A 19,121-nucleotide genomic window follows, 5' to 3' on the forward strand; every position below is an offset into this window, starting at 1 on the left:
TTCTGGTCAAACCTCCCCCAAGTCCCCACATGTCGGGGCCTGAGGGGATACGCGAGGGGTAATCGCAGGTCATGTCCGAGAGCAGCCCGCACCGCGACGACCGTACGCCCGAGGAGCGGGCGCTCGGCTCCGACGCCTCCGCGCCCGCCTGCCCGAGCCCCGACGGGCGGCTGCCGCGGGCGCGCGACACCTCGACGGGGCCGGGCGCTCCCGACGTCCGCCTGGAGATCTCCGAGGTACGGGTGGAGGAGCTCGACGTCGAGGGCGAGGACCTGCACGCGCGGCTCGGCGGCACCCGGGCGCGAGCGACGCTCCGGATACGGCTGGACGACGTGGCCCACCTCATCGACCGCCTCCTGGACGCCGACCCCCACTTCCTGGACCACCTCCCCGCTTCCCTGCCCCGCCACGCCCTGCGCACCGCGGGCACGTCCGCCCCGGGAACGCCTGCGTCGGCGGCCCATGAAGCCGGAGCGGCCATGGGCCGGGCACGAGAGCCCGGGACGGGCGTCGACCGGGCACGCGAGGGCGGGACGCCGCGGGACTGGCCGAGAGGCGGCGCCCCCTCCTGGCGACCGGGCCGCAAGCACGCGGGCGACCTGGGAGCGGCCACCGGCCGGACCGTCCACCACCCGCCCCCGGTCGAGGAGCCCCTGCACACCGTCCCCGGGCACGAGGTGCTCGACGTCGAAACCCACGCGGGCACGGACGCCAGACCCATGACCGAACAGGCCACCCGGCACGGCGACGTCCCCCGCCCGACGCCTCCCACGAGACCGTACTTCGCCCCCGACGAGGGAACCACCCCGGACGATCCCTCCGACATCACCCCGCACGAGCCTGCCGGCACCACGCAGTACGGCACGCGCGCTCAGCGTCCCGGCCGGACCGCCCGGCCGTCTCCCACGGACGGCCTCTCCCGCCGACCTCGGCCCTCCGCCCAGGACCCGGGCCCCGGTCGCTCCAAGACCCCGCCCACCGACGTCAGCCCGCGTCCGGGCCTGGACCCTCCACCGCCTGAGCCGCCCCACCCGAGCCTCGCCCACCGGATACCGGCCCAACCCGGCCCTCCCCCACACGCACCACCCCATCACGACCGGACACCGCAAGGCTCGGCCCAACCACGCCCCGGCCGCGCCCCGACCCCACCCGGCCCCGCCCTGTACCGCCCCGGCCTGGACCCGCCGCCACAGAGCGGCCGGCCCCACGACCAGGCCCGGCTTCCTCGGCACGCGCGAAGCACCCGCGAGGCCCCGGCCGGACACGACCGCGCAACCGAACCCGCCACCAAGGCCGGGGCCGGAAGCGGGGCTGGGACCGTGGCGGAGAACGAGGGTGCGAGTGGGAACAGGGTGGCGTCGGAGCGGTTGGGAGGCGTCGCCGCAGGCTGGTCGTGAGCCGAGGAGGCGCACCGGCTCGCGTCCCAGAGCACCGGGAAGGCTCGGAAGGCCGTCCCCAACGGGTCAGGGGGAGCGGGGGTGCCAGTCGCCGCGGTCCAGGTCCAGGTTCTCCGGGGTGTGGAGGCGGACCATCGTGCGGGCCACCCCCGGCGGTACGCGGTGCGGCGTCAGGAACGACACCGACACCATCACCGTGAACGCGATCGGCACCGTCCAGGCCGCCGGCTGGGCCAGCAGCGCCCCCGGCAGCCCCTCGTACGGCCCGCCGGTGATCGTGACGAGCACGGCCGCGCACGCCAGCCCGCCCCCCACGAACAGTCCCGCCAGCGCCCCGGTCGTGGTGAGCCGCCGCCACCAGATGCCCAGCACCAGCAGCGGGCAGAACGACGAGGCGGCCACCGCGAACGCCAGCCCCACGACGTCCGCGACCGGCAGCGCCCGCGCCCAGAGCGCCAGCGCCAGCGGCACCGCGACCGCCATGAGCGTGGCGATCCTGAACGAGCGCACCCCGCCCTTCAGCAGGTCCTGCGCGATCACCCCGGCGACGGACACGGTCAGCCCGGACGAGGTGGACAGGAAGGCCGCGAACGCCCCCGCCGTCACCAGCGCGGTCAGCAGGTCGCCGAGCGTGCCGCCGATCATGCGGCTGGGCAGCGTGAGCACGACGGCGTCGGTACGCACGAGGTCGGGGGCGTAGAGGCGGCCGAGCCAGCCGTACAGGGCGGGCAGCAGGTAGAACGCGCCGAGCAGGGTCAGCACGACCAGCGTCGTCCGGCGCGCGGCCCGTCCGTCGGGGTTGGTGTAGAAGCGCACGAGCACGTGCGGCAGGCCCATCGTGCCGAGGAACGTGGCCAGGATCAGCGAGTACGTCGAGTAGAGCCCGTACTCCTTGGCCCCGGCCAGCGGCATCTGCCAGGTGACCGCGTCCTGGACGCTGAGGGCGGGCGCGCCGTCGCCCTTCCAGGCCAGCAGCAGGAACACCAGCGGCACGGCCAGCGCGGTCAGCTTGAGCCAGTACTGGAACGCCTGCACGAACGTGATCGACCGCATGCCGCCGGACAGCACGTTCACCGCCACCACGCCGGCGACCAGCAGCCCGCCGGCCCACACCGGCGCGCCGGTGATCGTGCGCAGCACCAGCCCGGCGCTCTGGAACTGCGGCATCAGGTACAGCCACCCGATCAGGACGACGAGCACGCTGGCCGTCCTGCGCACGGTCATCGACTCCAGCCTGGCCTCGGCGAAGTCGGGCAGCGTGTACGCCCCCGAGCGCCGCAGCGGCGCCGACACCAGCACCAGGAGCACCAGGTAGCCGCCGGTCCACCCGACGGGCAGCCACAACATGTCCACGCCGTAGGACAGGATCAGCCCGGCGACGCCGAGGAAGGAGGCCGCCGACAGGTACTCGCCGCCGATGGCCGAGGCGTTCCACAGGGGGCTGACGGTCCGGGAGGCGACGTAGAAGTCGGAGGTGGTGCGGGAGAACCTGATGCCGTACGCGCCGATGAGCACGGCCGCGGCCATCACGACGACCACCGCGGCGAGGCTCACGACGGGCCCTCAGCGCCGGTCACCGGCGTTCCACCAGCTCGGCGAAGTGGCGTTCGTTGCGCTCGGCCTGGCGGACGTACAGCCAGGCGCCGATGACGAAGGCGGGGTAGATGAGCCCGGCCAGCACCGCCCACGGCAGGGAGACGCCGAGGACGTCCACCTCGCGCAGTTCGGGGATGAGCAGGAACAGCAGCGGCAGGCCGCCGACCACGCAGGCCAGCACGGTGCAGACGAACAGGGCGAGCCGGAACTGGGTGCGCAGCAGGGAGCGCATGTAGACCTCGCCGAGGCGGGTCTGCTCGTCGATCTCCCTGGTGGCCGGGTAGCGGGGACGGCGGGCGGCGGCGCGCGGGCTGGTGACGCTGACCCGGCGCGGCGTCTCGGACCGGCGGAAGGCGTCCATGCGGCGGGCGGCGTCGGTGCGCGGCGCCCCGGCGGGGCGCCCCGGACGGGGGTCGGAGGTCATTCCGTCCTGCCCTTCCTGGCCCGGCGGACCAGCAGGTCGCGCAGCTCGCGGGTGTGCCGCCGGCTCACCGGCAGCTCGGTGTCGCCCACCCGGACACTGCACCGGCCCGAGTCGATGTGCAGCTCCTCGATGTGCCTGACGGCGACCAGATGACTGCGGTGCACCCGGACGAACCCGGCCGGCGCCCAGCGTTCCTCCAGCGTGGCGAGCGGGATGCGGACGAGGTGGCTGCCGGTCGCGGTGTGCAGCCGCGCGTAGTCGCCCTGGGCCTCCACGTAGAGGACGTCCGCGCTGGAGACGAACCTGGTCACACCGCCCAGCTCGACGGGGATCGTGTCGGTCTCACCGGTCTCGGCGGGCACGTCGGCCGAGACCGCCACGCGCCTGATGGCCTCGGCCAGCCGTTCCGGACGTACGGGTTTGAGCAGGTAGTCCTCGGCCTTGATCTCGAAGGCGTCCACCGCGTGCTCCTCGTACGCGGTGACGAACACGACCCGCGGCGGGTTGGCGAACTGCGACAGCAGCCGTCCGAGCACGACGCCGTCCAGGCCGCGCATGCGGATGTCGAGGAAGACGGCGTCGATCGGGCGGCCCTCGGCGATGCCCCGGTCCAGCAGGCGCAGCGCGGCCGCCCCGTCGCGCGCCGTCATCACCTCGCCGATGCGGGCGTCGGCGCGGAGCAGGTAGGACAGGTCCTCAAGTGCGGGTAGCTCGTCGTCCACCGCCAGGACGCGCAGCCCGGTCACACGTGACTCCTCACACCTCGAATGCATTAGACAGTGATGAAACCGGCACCAAACGTCAAGGCCGTCACGGCAGGGTCACAGGTGGGGGCAGGTGTGTGTGAGGGGCGGGTCAGCGGGCCGAGACGCCGGGGTGGTACTTCGGCAGGCGCACGTTGACCTTCGTGCCCGCGCCCGGTCCGGTCTCGACGACCAGGCCGTACTCGTCGCCGTAGACCTGGCGCAGCCGTTCGTCCACGTTGGCCAGGCCGACGCCGCCGGTGGGGGCGATCTCGCCGGCCAGGATGCGGCGCAGCCGTTCGGGGTCCATGCCGAGCCCGTCGTCCTCGACGCTGATGCGGCACTCGGCGCCGGCGTCCTCGGCGATGATCGTGATGCGGCCGACGCCGTTGCGGCTCTCCAGGCCGTGCCGTACGGCGTTCTCGACGAGCGGCTGCAGGCACAGGAACGGCACCGCGACCGGCAGCACCTCGGGCGCGATGCGCAGGGTGACCTGCAACTGGTCGCCGAACCTGGCGTGCTCAAGGGTGAGGTAGCGCTCGATCGAGTGCAGCTCCTCGGCCAGCGTGGTGAACTCGCCGTGCCGCCGGAAGGAGTAGCGGGTGAAGTCGGCGAACTCCAGCAGCAGCTCGCGGGCGCGTTCGGGGTCCGTACGGACGAAGGAGGCGATCGTGGTGAGCGAGTTGTAGATGAAGTGCGGCGAGATCTGCGCGCGCAGGGCCCGGACCTCGGCCTCCATGAGCAGCGTGCGCGAGCGGTCGAGCTCGGCCAGTTCGAGCTGCGAGTTCACCCAGCCGGCCACCTCCTGCGCGGCCCTGACCAGCCCGGCCGAGGCGTTCTGCCCGTAGGCGGCCAGCGCGCCGACGAGCCGGTCGTCGGTGGTGAGCGGCACGACGACGGCGTGCCGGATCGGGCATTCGAGCAGCTCGCAGTCGATGGTGAGCACCTGGGTGCGGCCGTCCTCCAGGGTGGCGGCGGCGTGCTCGAACGCCTGGGCGGCGTGGTGGTCGCCGGCGCCGTCGTAGACGAGCAGGCGCTCGCGGTCGGTGATCGCGAGCGCGGCCGAGCCGAGGAGCGCGCGCAGGTGGCGGGAGGCGCGCTCGGCGCCCTCGGCGGTCAGCCCGGCCCGCAGCGGCGGGCCGGCCATGGAGGCGGTGTGCAGGGTCTCGAACGTGGCCCGCTCGGCCGGGCTCGTGCCCAGCTCGCGACGGCCCCGCATGACGCGCCAGAGCACGATCGCGGGCACGCCCACGAGCACGGCCACGACGGCGACGCCGACCAGGTACTCCACGCGCCCCGAGCCTAGCGCCCCCGCCTCCCGGCCCCGACCCCGCCTGCGGCCCGCACTCCCCCACCGGCCCGCACTCCCCCACGGCGCTCATTCCGCCGCCGTCAGCGCCTTGGCGACGGCCGCCGCGTACGACTCGGCCTCCTGCGCGGACTCGTACGTGGTGCGCGGCCAGAAGAAGCCGCGCAGGCCGTCCTTGCGGTTGCGCGGCACGACGTGCACATGCAGGTGGGGCACGCTCTGGCTGACCCGGTTGTTCATCGCCACGAACGTGCCGGCCGCCTCCAGCCCCTCCTCCACGGCCCTGGCCACGGCCTGGACGCGCGCGAAGAACGGCCCCACGTCGGCGAGGTCGGCCAGCGTCTCGACGTGGACCCGGGGCACGACGAGCACGTGCCCCTTGAAGACCGGCCGGGTGTCGAGGAAGGAGACGGCCACCTCGTCGGCGCTCACCACGTACGCGGGACGCTCACCCGCGACGATCTCGCAGAACAGGTCGGTGCTCACCGGCCGACCTTATCGGCGAAGGCCGTCCAGCTCGTCATGTTGGGCGCCGTCCACTCGGTGGGGGCGTGCAGGAAGTGCTCGCCGACGCGGTCGCGCAGGCGCTGGGGCACGTCGGCGACCTTGGCGCCCCTGCAGTGGTAGACCAGCCCGCCCGGACGCTGTCCCATGGCCATCCAGGGCAGCCAGGGCGAGACCCGGCACCAGGAGAAGACCGCCGGCACGTCGGGCATCCCGGACTCGACGTCGGCGGCGGAGGCGAAGAACTGGAACAGCTCCAGCGCCCGGTACATGTCCCGAGCCGAGTTATCCGGATATTTCGCGACAGGAAGCGGTGAAGGGTAAGAAAGGCGGATATCGGCGTTGAAGACCACCTGCTCCCCCAACCGCGTCACCGGCACCGGATACGCCCCGAGCCGCTGGTTGACCGGGTCGTTGAAGACGTGCATCACCTCCACGGACCGCCCGGTGAGCGGGTTGTCCCACACGTCGAGCGGTTCCCTGGTCCTCGGGTCGAGGTAGAGCGCCGCCTCCCTGGTCAGCAACTCCCAGCCGCCGTCCGCCGGACGCGCCCGCGCCACGTTCAGCCCCTCGAAGCCGAACAGGTGGTGGGGGCCGTCGTCGTCCTGCCAGCCGTAGACGTCGCCGGTCCAATACGAGATCGTCTCGGCGCCGTCGGCCGAGGCACGCACCCGGATGAAGTCCATGATCCGGAGCTTACCCCTTGTTTCGCGACAGCATGTTGCTATCTTTAGGGACATGGTGTCGCTAAATGAGCGGACCCGGCAGAGCTGGCTCCCGCTGTTCGTGCTCGGCGTCGGGATGTCGATGATCATCATCGACGCGACGATCGTGAACGTCGCCGTCCCCGCGATCATGGGCGATCTGGGGCTGTCGGCCACGGACGTCGAATGGGTGAACTCGATCTACTCGCTGGCCTTCGCCGCCCTGCTCATCCCCCTCGGCCGGACCGGCGACGTGCACGGCAGGCGCCGGATGTTCGCCGCCGGGCTGGTGGTGTTCCTGGCCGCGAGCATGCTGGCCGCCGCCGCGCCGACCGGCGCGCTGCTCATCGCCGCCCGGGTCGTCCAGGGAGTGGGAGCGTCCATGGTCGTCCCGATGACGCTGGCGATCATCAACTCCCTCTACACGGGCTCGCGCCGGACGATCGCCTTCGCCGTCTGGGGCTCGATCATCGGCGGCATGGCCGCGCTCGGCCCGCTGCTCGGCGGCTGGGTGGTGACCGACTTCGGCTGGCGGTGGGCGTTCTGGGTGAACCTGCCGATCGGCCTGCTCGTGCTGCTCGGCGCGGCAAAGGTGCCCGAGTCGAAGGACCCGGCGGCGGGCGGCTCGGACGTCCCCGGCGTGCTGCTGTCGGTGATCGGCCCGGCCGCGCTGGTGTTCGGGCTGATCGAGGGCCAGCGCTACGGCTGGTTCACGCCGACCGGCGAGGCCACCCTGTTCGGATGGACCTGGCCGCTCGGCGGCGTCTCGCCGATCCCGTTCGCCTTCGCGCTCGCGGTGCTCGCGCTGGTGGCGCTGCTGCTGGTCGAGCGCGCGCGGGCGCGGGCCGGCCGCCCGGTCGTGCTGGACCTGTCCCTGTTCTCCATCCCCTCCTTCAGGTACGGCGGCGCCGCCGCGATGATCATCACGCTCGGCGAGTTCGGCCTGATCCTGGTGCTGCCGCTGTTCCTCCAGGCGGCCATGGGGTTCACCGCGTTCACCACCGGCCTGATCATCGCCTCGCTGGCCGGGGGCACGTTCCTGGCGGGCGGCGTCGTCCCCCGGCTCAACCTGGCGCCCAGGCTGATCGTGCGGCTGGGGCTCGCGCTGGAGGCCGCCGGCGCGATCGCCATCGGCCTGGCCGTCTCCCCCTCGCTCGGCCCGTGGACGCTGGTCCCCTGGCTCGTCCTGTACGGAGTCGGCGTCGGCTTCGCCTCGGCCCAGCTCCCGAACGTGATGCTCGCCGACGTCCCCGCCCGCCGCTCGGGGGTGGCCTCCGGGCTCCAGAGCACGATCCGCCAACTGGGCGCCGCCGTCGGCATCGCGGTGCTGGGTGCCGTCCTGGTCACCGGCCTGGACGCGGCGATGGCCGAACGCCTGCCGGACAAGCCCGCCCTCGGGCACGCCGTACGGGAGAGCGGCGGCGCGGCCATCGCGGCGATCAGGGAGCCCGCCGACCACGCCGCCGCGGTCGCGGCGGGCGCGGACGCCACCCGCCGGGTCACGATCGTGACCGGCATCGTGCTGTTCGGCGGCGTCGGGGCGACGTTCCTGCTGCCCGATACTGGGAGGAGACGACGCGAGGAGGAGTGAGCCCGGTGCCGAGGATCAGCGCGGCGACGGTGGCCGACCATCGGGCCAGCCAGCACGCGGCCCTGCTGGCGGCCGCCATGGAGATCCTGGTGGCCGAGGGCCCGGCCGGGCTCACCCCCGCGGCCGTGGGCGCGCGGGTCGGGCTGGCCCGCTCCAGCGTCTACCGCTACTTCTCCTCCACCGCCGACATCCTGTCCCAGCTCGTGGAGGACGCGATCCCCCGGTGGGCCGAACGGCTCGTCACGGCCACCCGCGACGGCGGCCTGGAGGAGCGGGTGCGCGCCTTCGGCGCCGTGTCGCTGGCGTTCGTGACCAGCCCCGACTACGCGCTGCTGCGCGCGGTGGCCTCGGTCGACCTGCCCGGCGAGTGCCGGCACCGGCTCGACCAGCTGCACGAGACGATGATCGAGCCGCTGCGCGGCCTGCTCGCCGAGGCCGGCCAGCCGCATCCCGACCTGGTGGCCCACCTGGGGTGGAGCATCCTGGGCGAGGGCCGGCGCCGCCTGGCCGCGGGCGCCGACACCGACGCCGACGCCGACGTGGTCACGACGACCACGCTCGACGTGCTGTGCCGCGCCGTGCTCAGCGCACGGTGATCTCGAAGACCGCCTCGCCCGACTGCCGCCTGCTCGCCTCGTCGGGCGGCGTCGAGCCCTGCCCGCAGCGCCAGCAGTCGCGCAGCGTGATCTGGGCGCTGCCGGGGCTCTTGGTGTTGAAGACGAAGTAGGCGGTGCCGCCGCTGCCGGGGCCCTCGCCGGCGCTCTTGCGCTCCTCGCTGATGTAGGAGGCCACCTTGGCGTCGGGCACCGCCACCAGCCGCCAGTTGTCGCCCACCGACGGGTTGTCCGGCACTGCCAGCGAGAACCGCTGCCCGGCGCGCAGCTCGGCGCGCACGGTGGTGCCCTTGGCGCCCTTGACCACCGTGCCGAAGTCGCTGACTGCCGAGCCGTCGCCGCAGCCGGCCACCAGGCCCGATGTCGACACCGACGTCAACAGGGCGATCGCGACGACGAACCTCCCACGCTTCACTCCGGCAGGCTATCCTCCTTCGGCGGGTCCCGGGGCTCCACGTACGGCTCCCGCTCGGCGGGCTCCCCCTCGGCGATCCGGCGTTCCCTGATCAGCTCGGCGTCCAGTTCGGCGCCCAGCAGCAGGGCCATGTTCGACAACCACAGCCAGATCAGGAACACCACGACACTGGCCAGCGTGCCGTAGGTCTTGCCGTAGGAGCCGAAGTTGGCCACGTACAGGGCGAAGCCGCCGGAGACGACGACCCAGAGCACCACGGCGAGCAGCCCGCCGGGGCTGATCCAGCGCACACCCGGCTGGCGCACGTTCGGCGCGGCCCAGTAGAGGACCATGATCAGCCCGGCCGCGACGAGCGCGAGCACCGGCCATTTCACGATGTCCCAGGCGGTCACCAGCGCGCTGCCCAGGCCGAGCGCCCTGCCGACGGTCCTGGCCAGGTCGCCGGTCAGTGCGACGGAGATCGCGCCGAGCGCCAGCAGCACGGTGGCCAGCACGGTGAGCCCGATCCGGAGCGGGGTCACCTTCCAGAACGGGCGTCCTTCGTCGATGTCGTAGATGGTGTTGCCGGCCCGGATGAAGGCGCCGATGTAGCCCGACGCCGACCAGAGCGCGACCAGCAGGCCGATGACCGCCACCAGGCCGGCCGAGGCCGCGTTCTGCTGGACCGACTGGACGCCCGACACGATCAGGGAACGCACCTCGTCGGGCGCCAGCACCACGAGGTTGCCGACCAGGCTGGCGGTGTCGCGCCGCCCGAGCAGCCCGAACACCGAAACCAGCACGATCAGCGCGGGGAAGATGGACAGGACGGCGTAGTAGGTGAGCGCTGCCGCGAGATCCTGGACCCCGTCGTTCCGGAACTCGACGACGGTCCTCCTGAGGACGCTCCACCAGGCCCTGCGCGGCAGTTCAGCGGGTCTTTCTGGGGAACGCACGCCTACTTCGTCCTGCTGCGCTTCCTGAGGCTCCGCACGATGATGGCGGTCACCGCCGCCGCCGCGGCCATCAGCAGCACGGGACGCTTCCGCGCCCCCGTGGCGGCGTCCTTGACCTGGTGGGGGGTGGCCTCGCGGACCTTGTCCGCGACCTCGCCGGCCTTGCCCTTGGCCACGCCGGTCACCTCCGCGGCCTTGCCCTTGGCCACGCCGGTCACCTCGGCGACCTTGCCCTTGGCCGTGCCCGCCGCCTCGGCGGCCCGGCCCTTGAGGTCGGCCTTGTGGGCCAGGGCACTCACCGTGTCGCCCAGTTCGTTCCTGGTTTCCTTGATGCTCTTTCGCACGTCGTCGTCCTCCTCGTCTTCGTCTTCGTCCTCCCCGCGTCCCCCGGTCAACGACTCCTCCTCGACCGCGCGGCTCTCCACCGCCTCGGTCCGGTCGTCGGGCACGGGGGTCTCGGGGATGAAGGTCTCGTGTTCCTGCCGGGCCAGCTCGGCGCGCCTGGCGTTCTCCGCCGCCCCGGGTCTCGTCGGGGGCACGTTGATCGACTCGCGCTCGGTCGGCGTGCCGACGGTCGCCCTGCGGGCGCCCACGTCACCGGCGTGCTGTTCGCTGTATCCGGGATCCGTCTCGCTCATCGGCGTGCCCTCTCCTTGACCATGTCGATATCGGCCTTGACGCTCGCGATGGTCTCCGCGGGGACCGGCGGCCCGGCCTGTTTCACCTGGTTCTTGCCGGTCAGGCCGAGCAGTGCGGCGGCGATGAGCAGGACCGCCCCCACGATCGCGGCGGCCGCCCACCCGGGCAGGACCAGGGCGAGGAGCAGGATGACGGCGGTCACCAGCGCGGCACCGCCGAAGAACGCGGCCATCCCGGCCGCGCCGAACAGCCCCGCGCCGAAGCCCGCGCGCTTGCCCTTCTCCGCCAGCTCCATCCTGGCCAGGCGCAGTTCGTCCTTGACGAGCCTGGAGACCTGGTCGGAGAGATCACTGACCAGCTTGTGGGTATCGTTCACGACGTCGCCTCCTCCGCTGCGGAAGGCGACTACCCAGCTGACCGCCGGTTATTACCTCTTGGCGGCCTTCAGCAGGAACCCCAGGACGGACACCACCGGCGACTTGGGCACGTCGCACCAGTTGTCAGGCTGCTTCGGCCTGCTCCACGGAGAGGGGAGCTCGCACGAGGGAGCCTGCGGCTCGGGCCGCTCACACCACGATCCGGGAGGATTCATACCTTCATGCTACAACTTCGGGTTCGGCTGGGCGAAGCCTCGGGATCGGCCGCCCGGCGGGCGGCGGTAATCTGCCGAGGTGCTGGTACACGGGGTTTGGGCGGGTGACGGGCTCGCCTTCTGGGGTGAGGATCCCGGTCGTGCCGGCGCCGCCGTGCCGCGTGGGGCGGGCGCGCGTCCCCATCCGTTCGCCGCGTCGCCGGGTGAGCTCGCCGGCGTGGCGGGGCTCGGGGTGGGCGGGCCGCCGTCCAGGGTGCTGGAGCTGCTGCTGCCGGGGTCGGCCAGGGGTCCGCTGCCCTCGCCGGAGACCGGGCTGCTGACGGAGGTGGTCCGGCCGCGGCTGCTGCCGTGGGAGGTGCCCGCGGTGGTCCTGCCGCCCGCCGAGGCCCTTCAGGCGCTGGAGGAGCATCCGGGCGAGGCCACCGCCACCGTGCGCCACTGGGCCGCCGTCGCCGCCCTAGCCCGCGACCTGGTACGCCGCGGCCGGGTCGTCCCCCAGCTCATTCCCGGGAGCCCCGAGGACGGCGGCGCTCTGGCCCTGTGGCGGCCCGTGCCGACCGGGGCCGACGCCGCCTACTTCCGCGACCTGGCGCTCGCCATGCCGCCCGCCTGCCGCACCTGGGCCGCCGAGCGCCCGGCCGCCGTCGTGCAGCTCCAGGCTCTGGAGGCGTTCACCGACGCGCTCGTCCGGCGGGCTGTGGCCGCTCCCCTGGTCGCCGGCCCGAGGACGCCGCGGGAGCGGTGGCTGGCCGCGCTGACCGGCGACCCGGCCTGCCCCGACGACCCCGCGCTGCGCGAGGAGCTGGACCGCTGGCGGGCGGCCGTCACGGCGGCCGAGGGCGCCACCCGCGTGTGCTTCCGCCTGCTCGAACCGGCCGAGGGCGACGGCTGGCGGGTCGAGCTGGCGTTGCAGGCCGCCGACGACCCCAGTCTGTACGTCCCCGCCGCCCGCGTCTGGAGCGGCGAGAAGGGCCTGCCCGGCCGGCCGGAACGCGAGCTGCTGGCCGGGCTCGGCCGGGCCGTGCGGCTCTACCCGGAGCTGGACCGGGCCCTGCGCGTCCCGGAGCCGAGCGAGCTGGCCCTCGACACGGCGGGCGCGTTCGGCTTCCTGCGTCAGGCCGCGCCGCTGCTCCAGGCGGCCGGGTTCGGGGTGCAGCTGCCGCGCTGGGCGGGCCGTACGCGGCTCGGGCTCAAGCTCACCACCAGGACCAAACCGCAGACGGCGGCCGTCAGCCAGGGCTTCGGGCTGCGCGAGCTGGTCGACTTCCGCGTCGACCTGGCCGTGGGCGAGGAGACGATCAGCGAGGCGGAGCTGGCCGAGCTGGCCAGGCTCAAGGTGCCGCTGGTCCGGGTCCGCGGCCAATGGGTGGAGCTGGACGACCGGCAGCTCAAGGCGGCGCTGCGGGCCGTGGAGGGGGTGCGCGCGGGCGAGGCGGCGGCGGCCGACCTGCTGCGTCACATCGTCCAGGGCGACGACGAGCTGCCGCTGCTGGAGGTCGACGCCGACGGGGTGCTCGGCGACCTGCTGTCCGGCCAGGCCGAACGACGGCTCGTCCCGCTCGCGACCCCGCCGGGCCTCGACGCGGTGCTGCGGCCCTACCAGGAGCGCGGGCTGGCGTGGTTGAGCTTCCTGTCGGAGCTGGGCCTCGGCGGGGTGCTCGCCGACGACATGGGGCTGGGCAAGACGGTCACCACGCTGGCGCTGCTCGTCCACGAGCGGGCCGCCACGCCCACGCTGCTGGTCTGCCCGATGTCGCTGGTGGGCAACTGGCAGCGGGAGGCGGCCAGGTTCGCCCCCGGGCTGCGGGTCTACGTCCACCACGGCGCCGGCCGGGACGCCGCCCGGATCGCCGGGGCCGACCTGGTGATCACCACGTACGGCACCGCCCACCGCGACCTGGAGACCCTGCGCGGGCACGAGTGGCGCCGGGTGGTGTGCGACGAGGCCCAGGCGATCAAGAACAGCGGCACCCTCCAGGCCCGCGCCGTACGGTCGATCCCCACCGGCACCCGGCTGGCCCTGACCGGCACGCCGGTCGAGAACCACCTCGCCGAGCTCTGGTCGATCATGGAGTTCGCCAACCCGGGCCTGCTCGGGCCGCGTTCCCGCTTCCGCACCCGCTTCCAGGAGCCCATCGAGGCCCACCAGGACGAGCAGGCCGCCGAGGCGCTGAAGCGGGCGACCGGCCCGTTCATCCTGCGCCGTCTCAAGACCGACCGGTCCGTCATCTCCGACCTGCCGGAGAAGATGGAGGTCAAGGAGTGGTGCCCGCTCACCCCCGAGCAGGCCACGCTCTACCAGGCCGTCGTCGACGACATGCTGGCCAGGATCGACGACAGCGAGGGCATCGAGCGGCGCGGCCTGGTGCTGTCGGCCATGGCCCGGCTCAAACAGGTCTGCAACCATCCGGCCCACCTGCTCAAGGACGGCTCCCGCCTGGCCGGCCGGTCGGGCAAGCTGGCCCGGCTGGAGCAGCTGGCCGAGGAGATCCTGGCCGAGGGCGAGAAGGCGCTGCTGTTCACGCAGTACGCCGAGTTCGGCACCATGCTCCAGCCCTACCTCGCCCAGCGGCTCGGCCGCCCGGTCCTGTGGCTGCACGGCGGCCTGCCGAAGAAGACCAGGGACCGGCTGGTCGACCGGTTCCAGCACGACCCCGAGCCGATGTTGTTCCTGCTGTCGCTCAAGGCGGCCGGCGTCGGGCTCAACCTGACGGCCGCCGGCCACGTGATCCACGTCGACCGCTGGTGGAACCCGGCCGTCGAGGACCAGGCCACCGACCGCGCCTACCGCATCGGCCAGCGCAGGAACGTCCAGGTGCGCAAGCTCATCTGCGTCGGCACCCTCGAAGAGCGCGTCGACCAGATGATCGAGCGCAAGAAGGCCCTGGCCGAGCGGGTGGTCGGCACCGGCGAGGAGTGGCTGACCGACCTGTCCACCGACGAGCTGCGCGAGGCGTTCCGCCTCACGGGAGGGGCCTGACCATGCCCAACCGGCCCAACCGGCCCAACCGGCCCAACCGGCCCAACCGGCCCAACCGGCCCGACCGGCCCGACCGGCCCGACCGGCCCGACGGCGGCGGGCCCGTCGAGGTCGAGGGCGGCCTGCGGGCCCGCTCGCGGCGCGGCAGCATCGGCTCGGCCTGGTGGTCCCGGCGTTTCGTGGACATCCTGGAACGCGTCTGCGACAAGGGCCGGCTCGGCCGGGGCCGCGCCTACGCCCGCAAGGGCCAGGTGCTCTCGATCGACCTGTCCGCGGGTCTGGTACGGGCCTCCGTCCAGGGGTCGCGGCCCGCGCCGTACGACGTCGTGGTGCGGATCGACGCCTACGGCGAGGACGTGTGGGCGCGGCTGGAGGAGGCCGTCGCGGCGCAGGCCGTCCACCGGGCCAGGCTGCTGGCCGGGGAGATGCCGGTGGAGATCGAGGAGCTGTTCGCCGCGCAGGGCGTCGACCTGTTCCCGCGCGACCTGGACATGGAGTGCTCGTGCCCCGACTGGGGGTTCCCGTGCAAGCACCTGTCGGCCGTGCTCTACCTGCTGGCCGAGTCGTTCGACGACGACCCGTTCCTGGTGCTGGCCTGGCGCGGGCGCACCCGCGAGCAGCTGCTCGGCTCGCTGGCCGACGACCCGCCCGCGCCCGATCCGCTGGAGGTGGCCGACGTGCCGTTCGCCGACCGGCTGGCCGACTTCTACGCGCCCGGCGCCACCGCGCACCGCCCCGAACGCCGCCCGGCCGCGGACGCGCCCGACCTGCTGCCGCGGGTCTTCCCGCCGCCCGCCGGCCTGGCGGACGCGCTCATCCCCGCCTACCGGTCGCTGGGCGGCTGAGTCAGTTGTCCTCGAAGGAGTCGGGCACCATCACGCGCACGCCGTTGGGCACCACGCGCAGCGTGATCGGGGTGCGCAGGCGCACCTCGCCGTCGACGTCGGCGGCCATCGGCGGGTCGGTCTCCAGCAGCATCTCCCGGCCGACCACGAACGGGCCGCCCGCCAGGCTGCGCCAGCGGCCGGTGGTCGCCCGCAGCAGCGTCTCGCCGAGCAGGCGCAGCTTCTTGCCGGAGCCGAGCTGGTAGGCCACCAGCATGCCGTTGTCGATGCTGATGTCCTTGGCCACCTGCCAGCCGCCGTGGAATCGGCCGTTGGCGATGTTGAGCTGGTGGGTGAGCAGCTCGTGCCGCCGCCCCTCGACGGTGATGTACGCCCGGAAGGGCCGGTGCCCCGGCAGGACGGTGAGGGCGGTCATCGGGTAGGCCGGACGGCCCACGATGCGCTTGAGCCACGGCTTGACCCGGCCGGCCACCTCGACCGAGACGCCGAAGCTGGCCAGGTTGGCGAAGGGCCGGTCGCCGGCCATGCCGAGGTCGATGTCGGCGACCTTGCCGGTGGAGAACACCCTGATGGCCCCGGCCAGGTCGAGCGGCAGGCCGAGGCTCCTGGCGAAGTTGTTGGTGGTGCCGAGCGGCAACACGCCGAGCGCCACGTCGCGGTGGGCGACGTGGCGCACGGCCGAGGAGAGGGTGCCGTCGCCGCCGCCCACGATCAGCAGGTCGGGGTCGGTGGCGAGGGCGGTGTCGAGCAGGTCGCGCAGCCGCTTGGGGTTGTAGACCGACAGCTCGGCCAGCGGCTCGAACCCCAGGTTGTGCAGCTGCTCGATGACCTCGAAGTAGTGGCGGCGGCCGCGGCGTGAGCGAGTGTTCACCACCACCGCCACCCGGCGATCCCGCCGGATCGCCTCAGTGTGCTCGATCTTGGTGCGCAGTTCGCTCATGGTCATCAATCGTAGGTGCTGGATCCGCCGTTCCGTGCTGGAACGAGGGGCCGCCGGGATGCGGCGGCCCCTCGTCGCCCTACTTCTTCGGCGGGACGACCTGGACGATGGCGCCCAGGTTGCCCGGCAGCGGGCTGATCAGCTTGAACTGCACGCCCAGCGCCTTGCCCTCGTCGCCCGGGTTGCCGGTGCCGGCCACGTGGCCGCCGCCGAGGTCGGTCCCGTACAGCTCGGTGGCGGGGGTGCCGTCCACGTGCACCACGCGGGTGCTGTACGGCTGGTCGCCCTTGCTCGGCACCACCGTGGAGGCGTCGAAGTCACGGTAGTAGAGCGAGCCGTTCTGCAGCTCGAAGCCCGGAACCCAGGTCTTCGCGTCGGTGAAGTTCGGCACGCCCTTGAGCGCGGGGATGGTGGAGCAGTACTCGCTGAACGGCTCGTCCGGCGCCTCCAGGCACTCCTTCAGCGGGTAGGTGTTGTTGAAGGAGAAGGCCGCGTTGGAGGACTGCGTACGGCCTTCCAGGTTCTTGTGCCTGCTCGGGTCCTTCTGGGCGGCGGTGCCGTTGCGGCGCAGCGGGTCGTAGTGCGAGTCCACGACCAGCAGGCTGCCCTTGGAGCCGATGCTCGGCGGCAGGGTCAGGTTGTTGACCACCGAGTTGTTGGTGAAGGTCGAGTCGCGGTACCAGACCAGCAGGCCGGGCGCGTTGTACTTGACCTTCTCCACCTTCCACGCCCCGTCGCGGGAGTAGTTGGTGTCGTAGGCGTACTGCAGGCCCTTGTCGAAGCCGTCGAAGTTGCGCCACTCGGCGAGGTAGAAGCGGGCGATCTCGCGGGAGCCGTTGTTGACGGTCCAGCCCTGGCCGCTGGTGTTGGTGAACGTGCCGCCGGTGGCCTTCCAGCCGTTGTCGCCGTTCTCGACGTCGTCGCTCCAGACGGTGGTGCCGCCGTTGGTGAGCGAGAAGTCGTCGGCGTGCCAGCCGCGCGGTTCGAAGGCGGCGTCGGTGTTGTAGGCCAGACGCAGCTTGACGGACTGGCCGGCGTACGGCGTCAGGTCGACGTAGTCGTGCCGCCACTGGCCGCCGGTGTCACCGGTGAGCCCGTACTTCTTGTTGCCGAACGTCTTGAGGTTCTTGTTCGGGTCCGGGTAGCCGTCGGGGGTGGTGACCTCGTTGCCGGCCTCGTCGCGCACCTTGAGCTGGCTCCACGTCTGGCCGCCGTCGGTCGAGACCTCCACGAAGCCGAAGTCCCAGTCCTGCTCGATCTCGTAGTTGTTCCACATCCAGAACCGCACGTCGGAGCCGGCGGGCACCGGGACCTCGCGGGTCAGGGTCTGGTTGGCCCAGTCCTGGTCCAGGTTGGACCACCAGGCCTTCGTGCCGCTGTGCGGGTCGATCATCTTCAGCGGGGTGGAGGCCAGGTTCACCCGGACGCCGTCCTCGGTGAGCTTGGGTGTGCGCGAGGACTGTCCGACCGTGACGATCCTGGAGGCGTCACCCGGGTTGAACGTCTTCGGGTTGGCCCAGCCGAGCACCCACTTGTCCCACAGGCCCATGTGCGTGGGCATGGACTGGAAGATGGGGCCGGAGTGGGAGCCGCTGGACATCAGGTCCCAGAAGTCCACCGCGGAGCTGGCCTGGCCGCTGGTGTCGTACAGGTCGGGCAGGCCGAGGTCGTGGCCGTACTCGTGGGCGAAGACGCCGACGCCGGAGTCCTCGGGCTGCACGATGTAGTTGGAGATCTTCTTGTCGCTGCCCGGGATCTTGTAGCCGCCCGCGACCGCGCTGGAGTGCGCCCAGATGGCGTAGGTGCCCTCGGCGCCGCCGTCGGAGGACTTGTCCTTGCCGGCGTGCACCATGACCAGGTGGTCGATGACGCCGTCGGGCTCGTCGAAGTTGCCGTCACCGTCGGAGTCGGCCACGTCCTCGACGTCGTAGTCGGCCCACGGGAAGTTCGGCTGCGCCTTGGCGAGGGCGTCGACCGTGTCGATGGCGAGCTGGCCCGCGCCGGTCGGGTTGCTGGGGTGACCCGACATGTCCTGCGGCTGGCCGCCACAGGCCGCGGCGCCGTAGTACGCCTCGGAGTGCGGGGCCTTGATCCAGCCGACGGCCGAGCCGGTGACGGAGTAGGCGCCCTTGGACAGCTCCTCGTACATCTTCTTCATCGTGTAGCCGGAGATGTCGATGCCGGGCTTGCCGTCGCGGGGGTCCTTGAGGTCCTTGCGCACGCGCTCGGTGATGCCCTTGTCGCTGTAGAGCATCTTGTTGAAGTGGTCGGTGCTGAAGTCCTTGAGCCAGAAGGAGTTGTTGTCCTTCTTCGGCAGCGTCGCGGGGTCGGGGATGTTGTTGTGCAGCGGGCCGTTCTTGAACGTGCCCGCCGGCTCGACCACGCAGTCGTCCGGCGCGCTGTCGGTCGTGCGCAGCCGGTTGAAGCCGGAGAAGTCGTCGTTCGCCTGGTCGTTGAACTCGACCAGCACGGTCAGGAGCTTGGCGGTCTTGACCTGCTTGGAGTTCTTGAAGATCCATTCGGCCGGGTTGCGGCCGGTCCTGATCGCCTGGTTCTCCCGGGCGGCCAGAACGCGGGCCGCGGCGGGGTTGCCGGTGACGAACTTCCTGTCGAACTTCTCCGCCGGTGAGAGCGAGCGGGCCTTGCCCTTGTTCAGCCCGGGTTCCTGCGGCTCCTTCTCGACCCGCGGAGGTGCGTAGTTGATGTAGTAGTCCGCCGCCGTGGGCTGGTAGTTGGCCACTGACGTGGCCTGGGCCGCGGGGACGGTCAGCGCGGCGCCGAGGAGGGCGACCGCCGGGAACGCGACTAACAGGCGCTTTGAGCTTGGCACCAGGTACCCTCTCTGCCCGGGGTCGCCGGGCGCATGGCCATAGGGTGTGCAATGCCGGACGCT

The 19,121-nt window shown here is 72.5% G+C and carries 18 protein-coding genes; 5 read left to right on the forward strand and 13 right to left on the reverse strand.

What is annotated here, in order from left to right; translation table 11 throughout:
- Nucleotides 1–71 precede the first annotated feature (71 nt).
- Nucleotides 72–1,397 (forward strand): hypothetical protein, encoded by a 1,326-nt coding sequence (locus ABZ815_RS23125; protein WP_357701068.1) that lies wholly within the window; start codon nucleotides 72–74, stop codon nucleotides 1,395–1,397.
- Nucleotides 1,398–1,463: 66 nt separating this feature from the next.
- Here the strand turns inward: ABZ815_RS23125 and ABZ815_RS23130 are convergent, their stop codons facing one another.
- The 6 genes from ABZ815_RS23130 to ABZ815_RS23155 form a co-directional block, all read right to left on the reverse strand.
- Nucleotides 1,464–2,951, reverse strand: a complete 1,488-nt coding sequence (locus ABZ815_RS23130) for a cation acetate symporter (protein ID WP_357701069.1) — start codon at nucleotides 2,949–2,951, stop codon at nucleotides 1,464–1,466.
- Between the two features lie 19 nt (nucleotides 2,952–2,970).
- A complete protein-coding gene (locus tag ABZ815_RS23135) occupies nucleotides 2,971–3,417 on the reverse strand; it encodes a hypothetical protein (protein WP_357701071.1) in 447 nt (148 codons plus the stop codon).
- Nucleotides 3,414–4,163, reverse strand: coding sequence for a LytTR family DNA-binding domain-containing protein (locus ABZ815_RS23140; RefSeq protein WP_357701073.1), 750 nt, complete (start codon nucleotides 4,161–4,163; stop codon nucleotides 3,414–3,416). The genes ABZ815_RS23135 and ABZ815_RS23140 overlap by 4 nt, the downstream gene beginning before the upstream one ends.
- Before the next feature lie 109 nt (nucleotides 4,164–4,272).
- Entirely contained in the window at nucleotides 4,273–5,451 is a 1,179-nt protein-coding gene (locus ABZ815_RS23145; RefSeq protein ID WP_357701074.1) for a histidine kinase, read from the reverse strand.
- An 87-nt stretch (nucleotides 5,452–5,538) separates the two neighbouring features.
- Entirely contained in the window at nucleotides 5,539–5,955 is a 417-nt protein-coding gene (locus ABZ815_RS23150) for an HIT domain-containing protein (RefSeq protein WP_357701076.1), read from the reverse strand.
- Entirely contained in the window at nucleotides 5,952–6,659 is a 708-nt protein-coding gene (locus ABZ815_RS23155; RefSeq protein WP_357701078.1) for a DUF1838 family protein, read from the reverse strand. The genes ABZ815_RS23150 and ABZ815_RS23155 overlap by 4 nt, the downstream gene beginning before the upstream one ends.
- 52 nt (nucleotides 6,660–6,711) lie before the next feature.
- On the opposite strand from ABZ815_RS23155, the gene ABZ815_RS23160 reads away from it, so the two are divergent.
- Nucleotides 6,712–8,268, forward strand: coding sequence for an MFS transporter (locus tag ABZ815_RS23160; RefSeq protein WP_357701080.1), 1,557 nt, complete (start codon nucleotides 6,712–6,714; stop codon nucleotides 8,266–8,268).
- Between the two features lie 5 nt (nucleotides 8,269–8,273).
- A complete protein-coding gene (locus tag ABZ815_RS23165) occupies nucleotides 8,274–8,864 on the forward strand; it encodes a helix-turn-helix domain-containing protein (RefSeq protein ID WP_357701082.1) in 591 nt (196 codons plus the stop codon).
- On the opposite strand, the gene ABZ815_RS23170 is transcribed toward ABZ815_RS23165, so the two are convergent.
- From ABZ815_RS23170 to ABZ815_RS23190, 5 genes are read right to left on the reverse strand one after another with little or no spacing between them, the layout of a single operon-like run.
- The gene (locus ABZ815_RS23170) at nucleotides 8,851–9,297 is read right to left on the reverse strand and encodes a protease inhibitor I42 family protein (RefSeq protein WP_357701084.1); all 447 of its coding nucleotides are present in this window, start codon (nucleotides 9,295–9,297) and stop codon (nucleotides 8,851–8,853) included. The genes ABZ815_RS23165 and ABZ815_RS23170 overlap by 14 nt on opposite strands.
- Nucleotides 9,294–10,232, reverse strand: a complete 939-nt coding sequence (locus ABZ815_RS23175; protein ID WP_357701086.1) for a YihY/virulence factor BrkB family protein — start codon at nucleotides 10,230–10,232, stop codon at nucleotides 9,294–9,296. Before ABZ815_RS23175 ends, ABZ815_RS23170 begins: the two co-directional genes overlap by 4 nt.
- Before the next feature lie 2 nt (nucleotides 10,233–10,234).
- Nucleotides 10,235–10,870: a DUF3618 domain-containing protein gene (locus tag ABZ815_RS23180; protein WP_357701088.1), complete on the reverse strand. Its 636-nt coding sequence runs from the start codon at nucleotides 10,868–10,870 to the stop codon at nucleotides 10,235–10,237.
- Nucleotides 10,867–11,247 (reverse strand): phage holin family protein, encoded by a 381-nt coding sequence (locus ABZ815_RS23185; RefSeq protein WP_357701090.1) that lies wholly within the window; start codon nucleotides 11,245–11,247, stop codon nucleotides 10,867–10,869. The genes ABZ815_RS23180 and ABZ815_RS23185 overlap by 4 nt, the downstream gene beginning before the upstream one ends.
- A 51-nt stretch (nucleotides 11,248–11,298) precedes the next feature.
- Nucleotides 11,299–11,463 (reverse strand): hypothetical protein, encoded by a 165-nt coding sequence (locus ABZ815_RS23190; RefSeq protein WP_357701092.1) that lies wholly within the window; start codon nucleotides 11,461–11,463, stop codon nucleotides 11,299–11,301.
- Nucleotides 11,464–11,542: 79 nt separating this feature from the next.
- Here ABZ815_RS23190 and ABZ815_RS23195 point away from each other — a divergent pair, with 79 nt between their 5' ends.
- Complete coding sequence (locus ABZ815_RS23195) at nucleotides 11,543–14,443, forward strand: DEAD/DEAH box helicase (protein ID WP_357701094.1); 2,901 nt, start codon at nucleotides 11,543–11,545, stop codon at nucleotides 14,441–14,443.
- A 2-nt stretch (nucleotides 14,444–14,445) separates the two neighbouring features.
- Entirely contained in the window at nucleotides 14,446–15,288 is an 843-nt protein-coding gene (locus ABZ815_RS23200) for an SWIM zinc finger family protein (RefSeq protein ID WP_357701096.1), read from the forward strand.
- A gap of 1 nt (nucleotide 15,289) precedes the next feature.
- Here the strand turns inward: ABZ815_RS23200 and ABZ815_RS23205 are convergent, their stop codons facing one another.
- Both ABZ815_RS23205 and ABZ815_RS23210 read right to left on the reverse strand, forming a co-directional pair.
- A complete protein-coding gene (locus ABZ815_RS23205; protein ID WP_357701098.1) occupies nucleotides 15,290–16,228 on the reverse strand; it encodes a diacylglycerol kinase family protein in 939 nt (312 codons plus the stop codon).
- A 79-nt stretch (nucleotides 16,229–16,307) separates the two neighbouring features.
- Nucleotides 16,308–19,058 carry an immune inhibitor A domain-containing protein gene (locus ABZ815_RS23210; protein WP_357701100.1) on the reverse strand — a complete coding sequence of 917 codons (2,751 nt, stop codon included), beginning with the start codon at nucleotides 19,056–19,058 and terminating at the stop codon, nucleotides 16,308–16,310.
- Nucleotides 19,059–19,121: the final 63 nt, after the last annotated feature.

Source organism: Nonomuraea sp. NPDC047529 (assembly GCF_040642995.1).
In the GTDB taxonomy this organism is placed as follows: Bacteria; Actinomycetota; Actinomycetes; order Streptosporangiales; family Streptosporangiaceae; genus Nonomuraea.

Coding starts and splice junctions, on each gene's coding strand:
- ABZ815_RS23125 (WP_357701068.1), top strand. CDS start 72: ATGTCCGAGAGCAGCCCGCACCGCGACGACCGTACGCCCGAGGAGCGG.
- ABZ815_RS23135 (WP_357701071.1), bottom strand. CDS start 3,417: ATGACCTCCGACCCCCGTCCGGGGCGCCCCGCCGGGGCGCCGCGCACC.
- ABZ815_RS23155 (WP_357701078.1), bottom strand. CDS start 6,659: ATGGACTTCATCCGGGTGCGTGCCTCGGCCGACGGCGCCGAGACGATC.
- ABZ815_RS23160 (WP_357701080.1), top strand. CDS start 6,712: ATGGTGTCGCTAAATGAGCGGACCCGGCAGAGCTGGCTCCCGCTGTTC.
- ABZ815_RS23180 (WP_357701088.1), bottom strand. CDS start 10,870: ATGAGCGAGACGGATCCCGGATACAGCGAACAGCACGCCGGTGACGTG.
- ABZ815_RS23190 (WP_357701092.1), bottom strand. CDS start 11,463: ATGAATCCTCCCGGATCGTGGTGTGAGCGGCCCGAGCCGCAGGCTCCC.
- ABZ815_RS23200 (WP_357701096.1), top strand. CDS start 14,446: ATGCCCAACCGGCCCAACCGGCCCAACCGGCCCAACCGGCCCAACCGG.
- ABZ815_RS23205 (WP_357701098.1), bottom strand. CDS start 16,228: ATGAGCGAACTGCGCACCAAGATCGAGCACACTGAGGCGATCCGGCGG.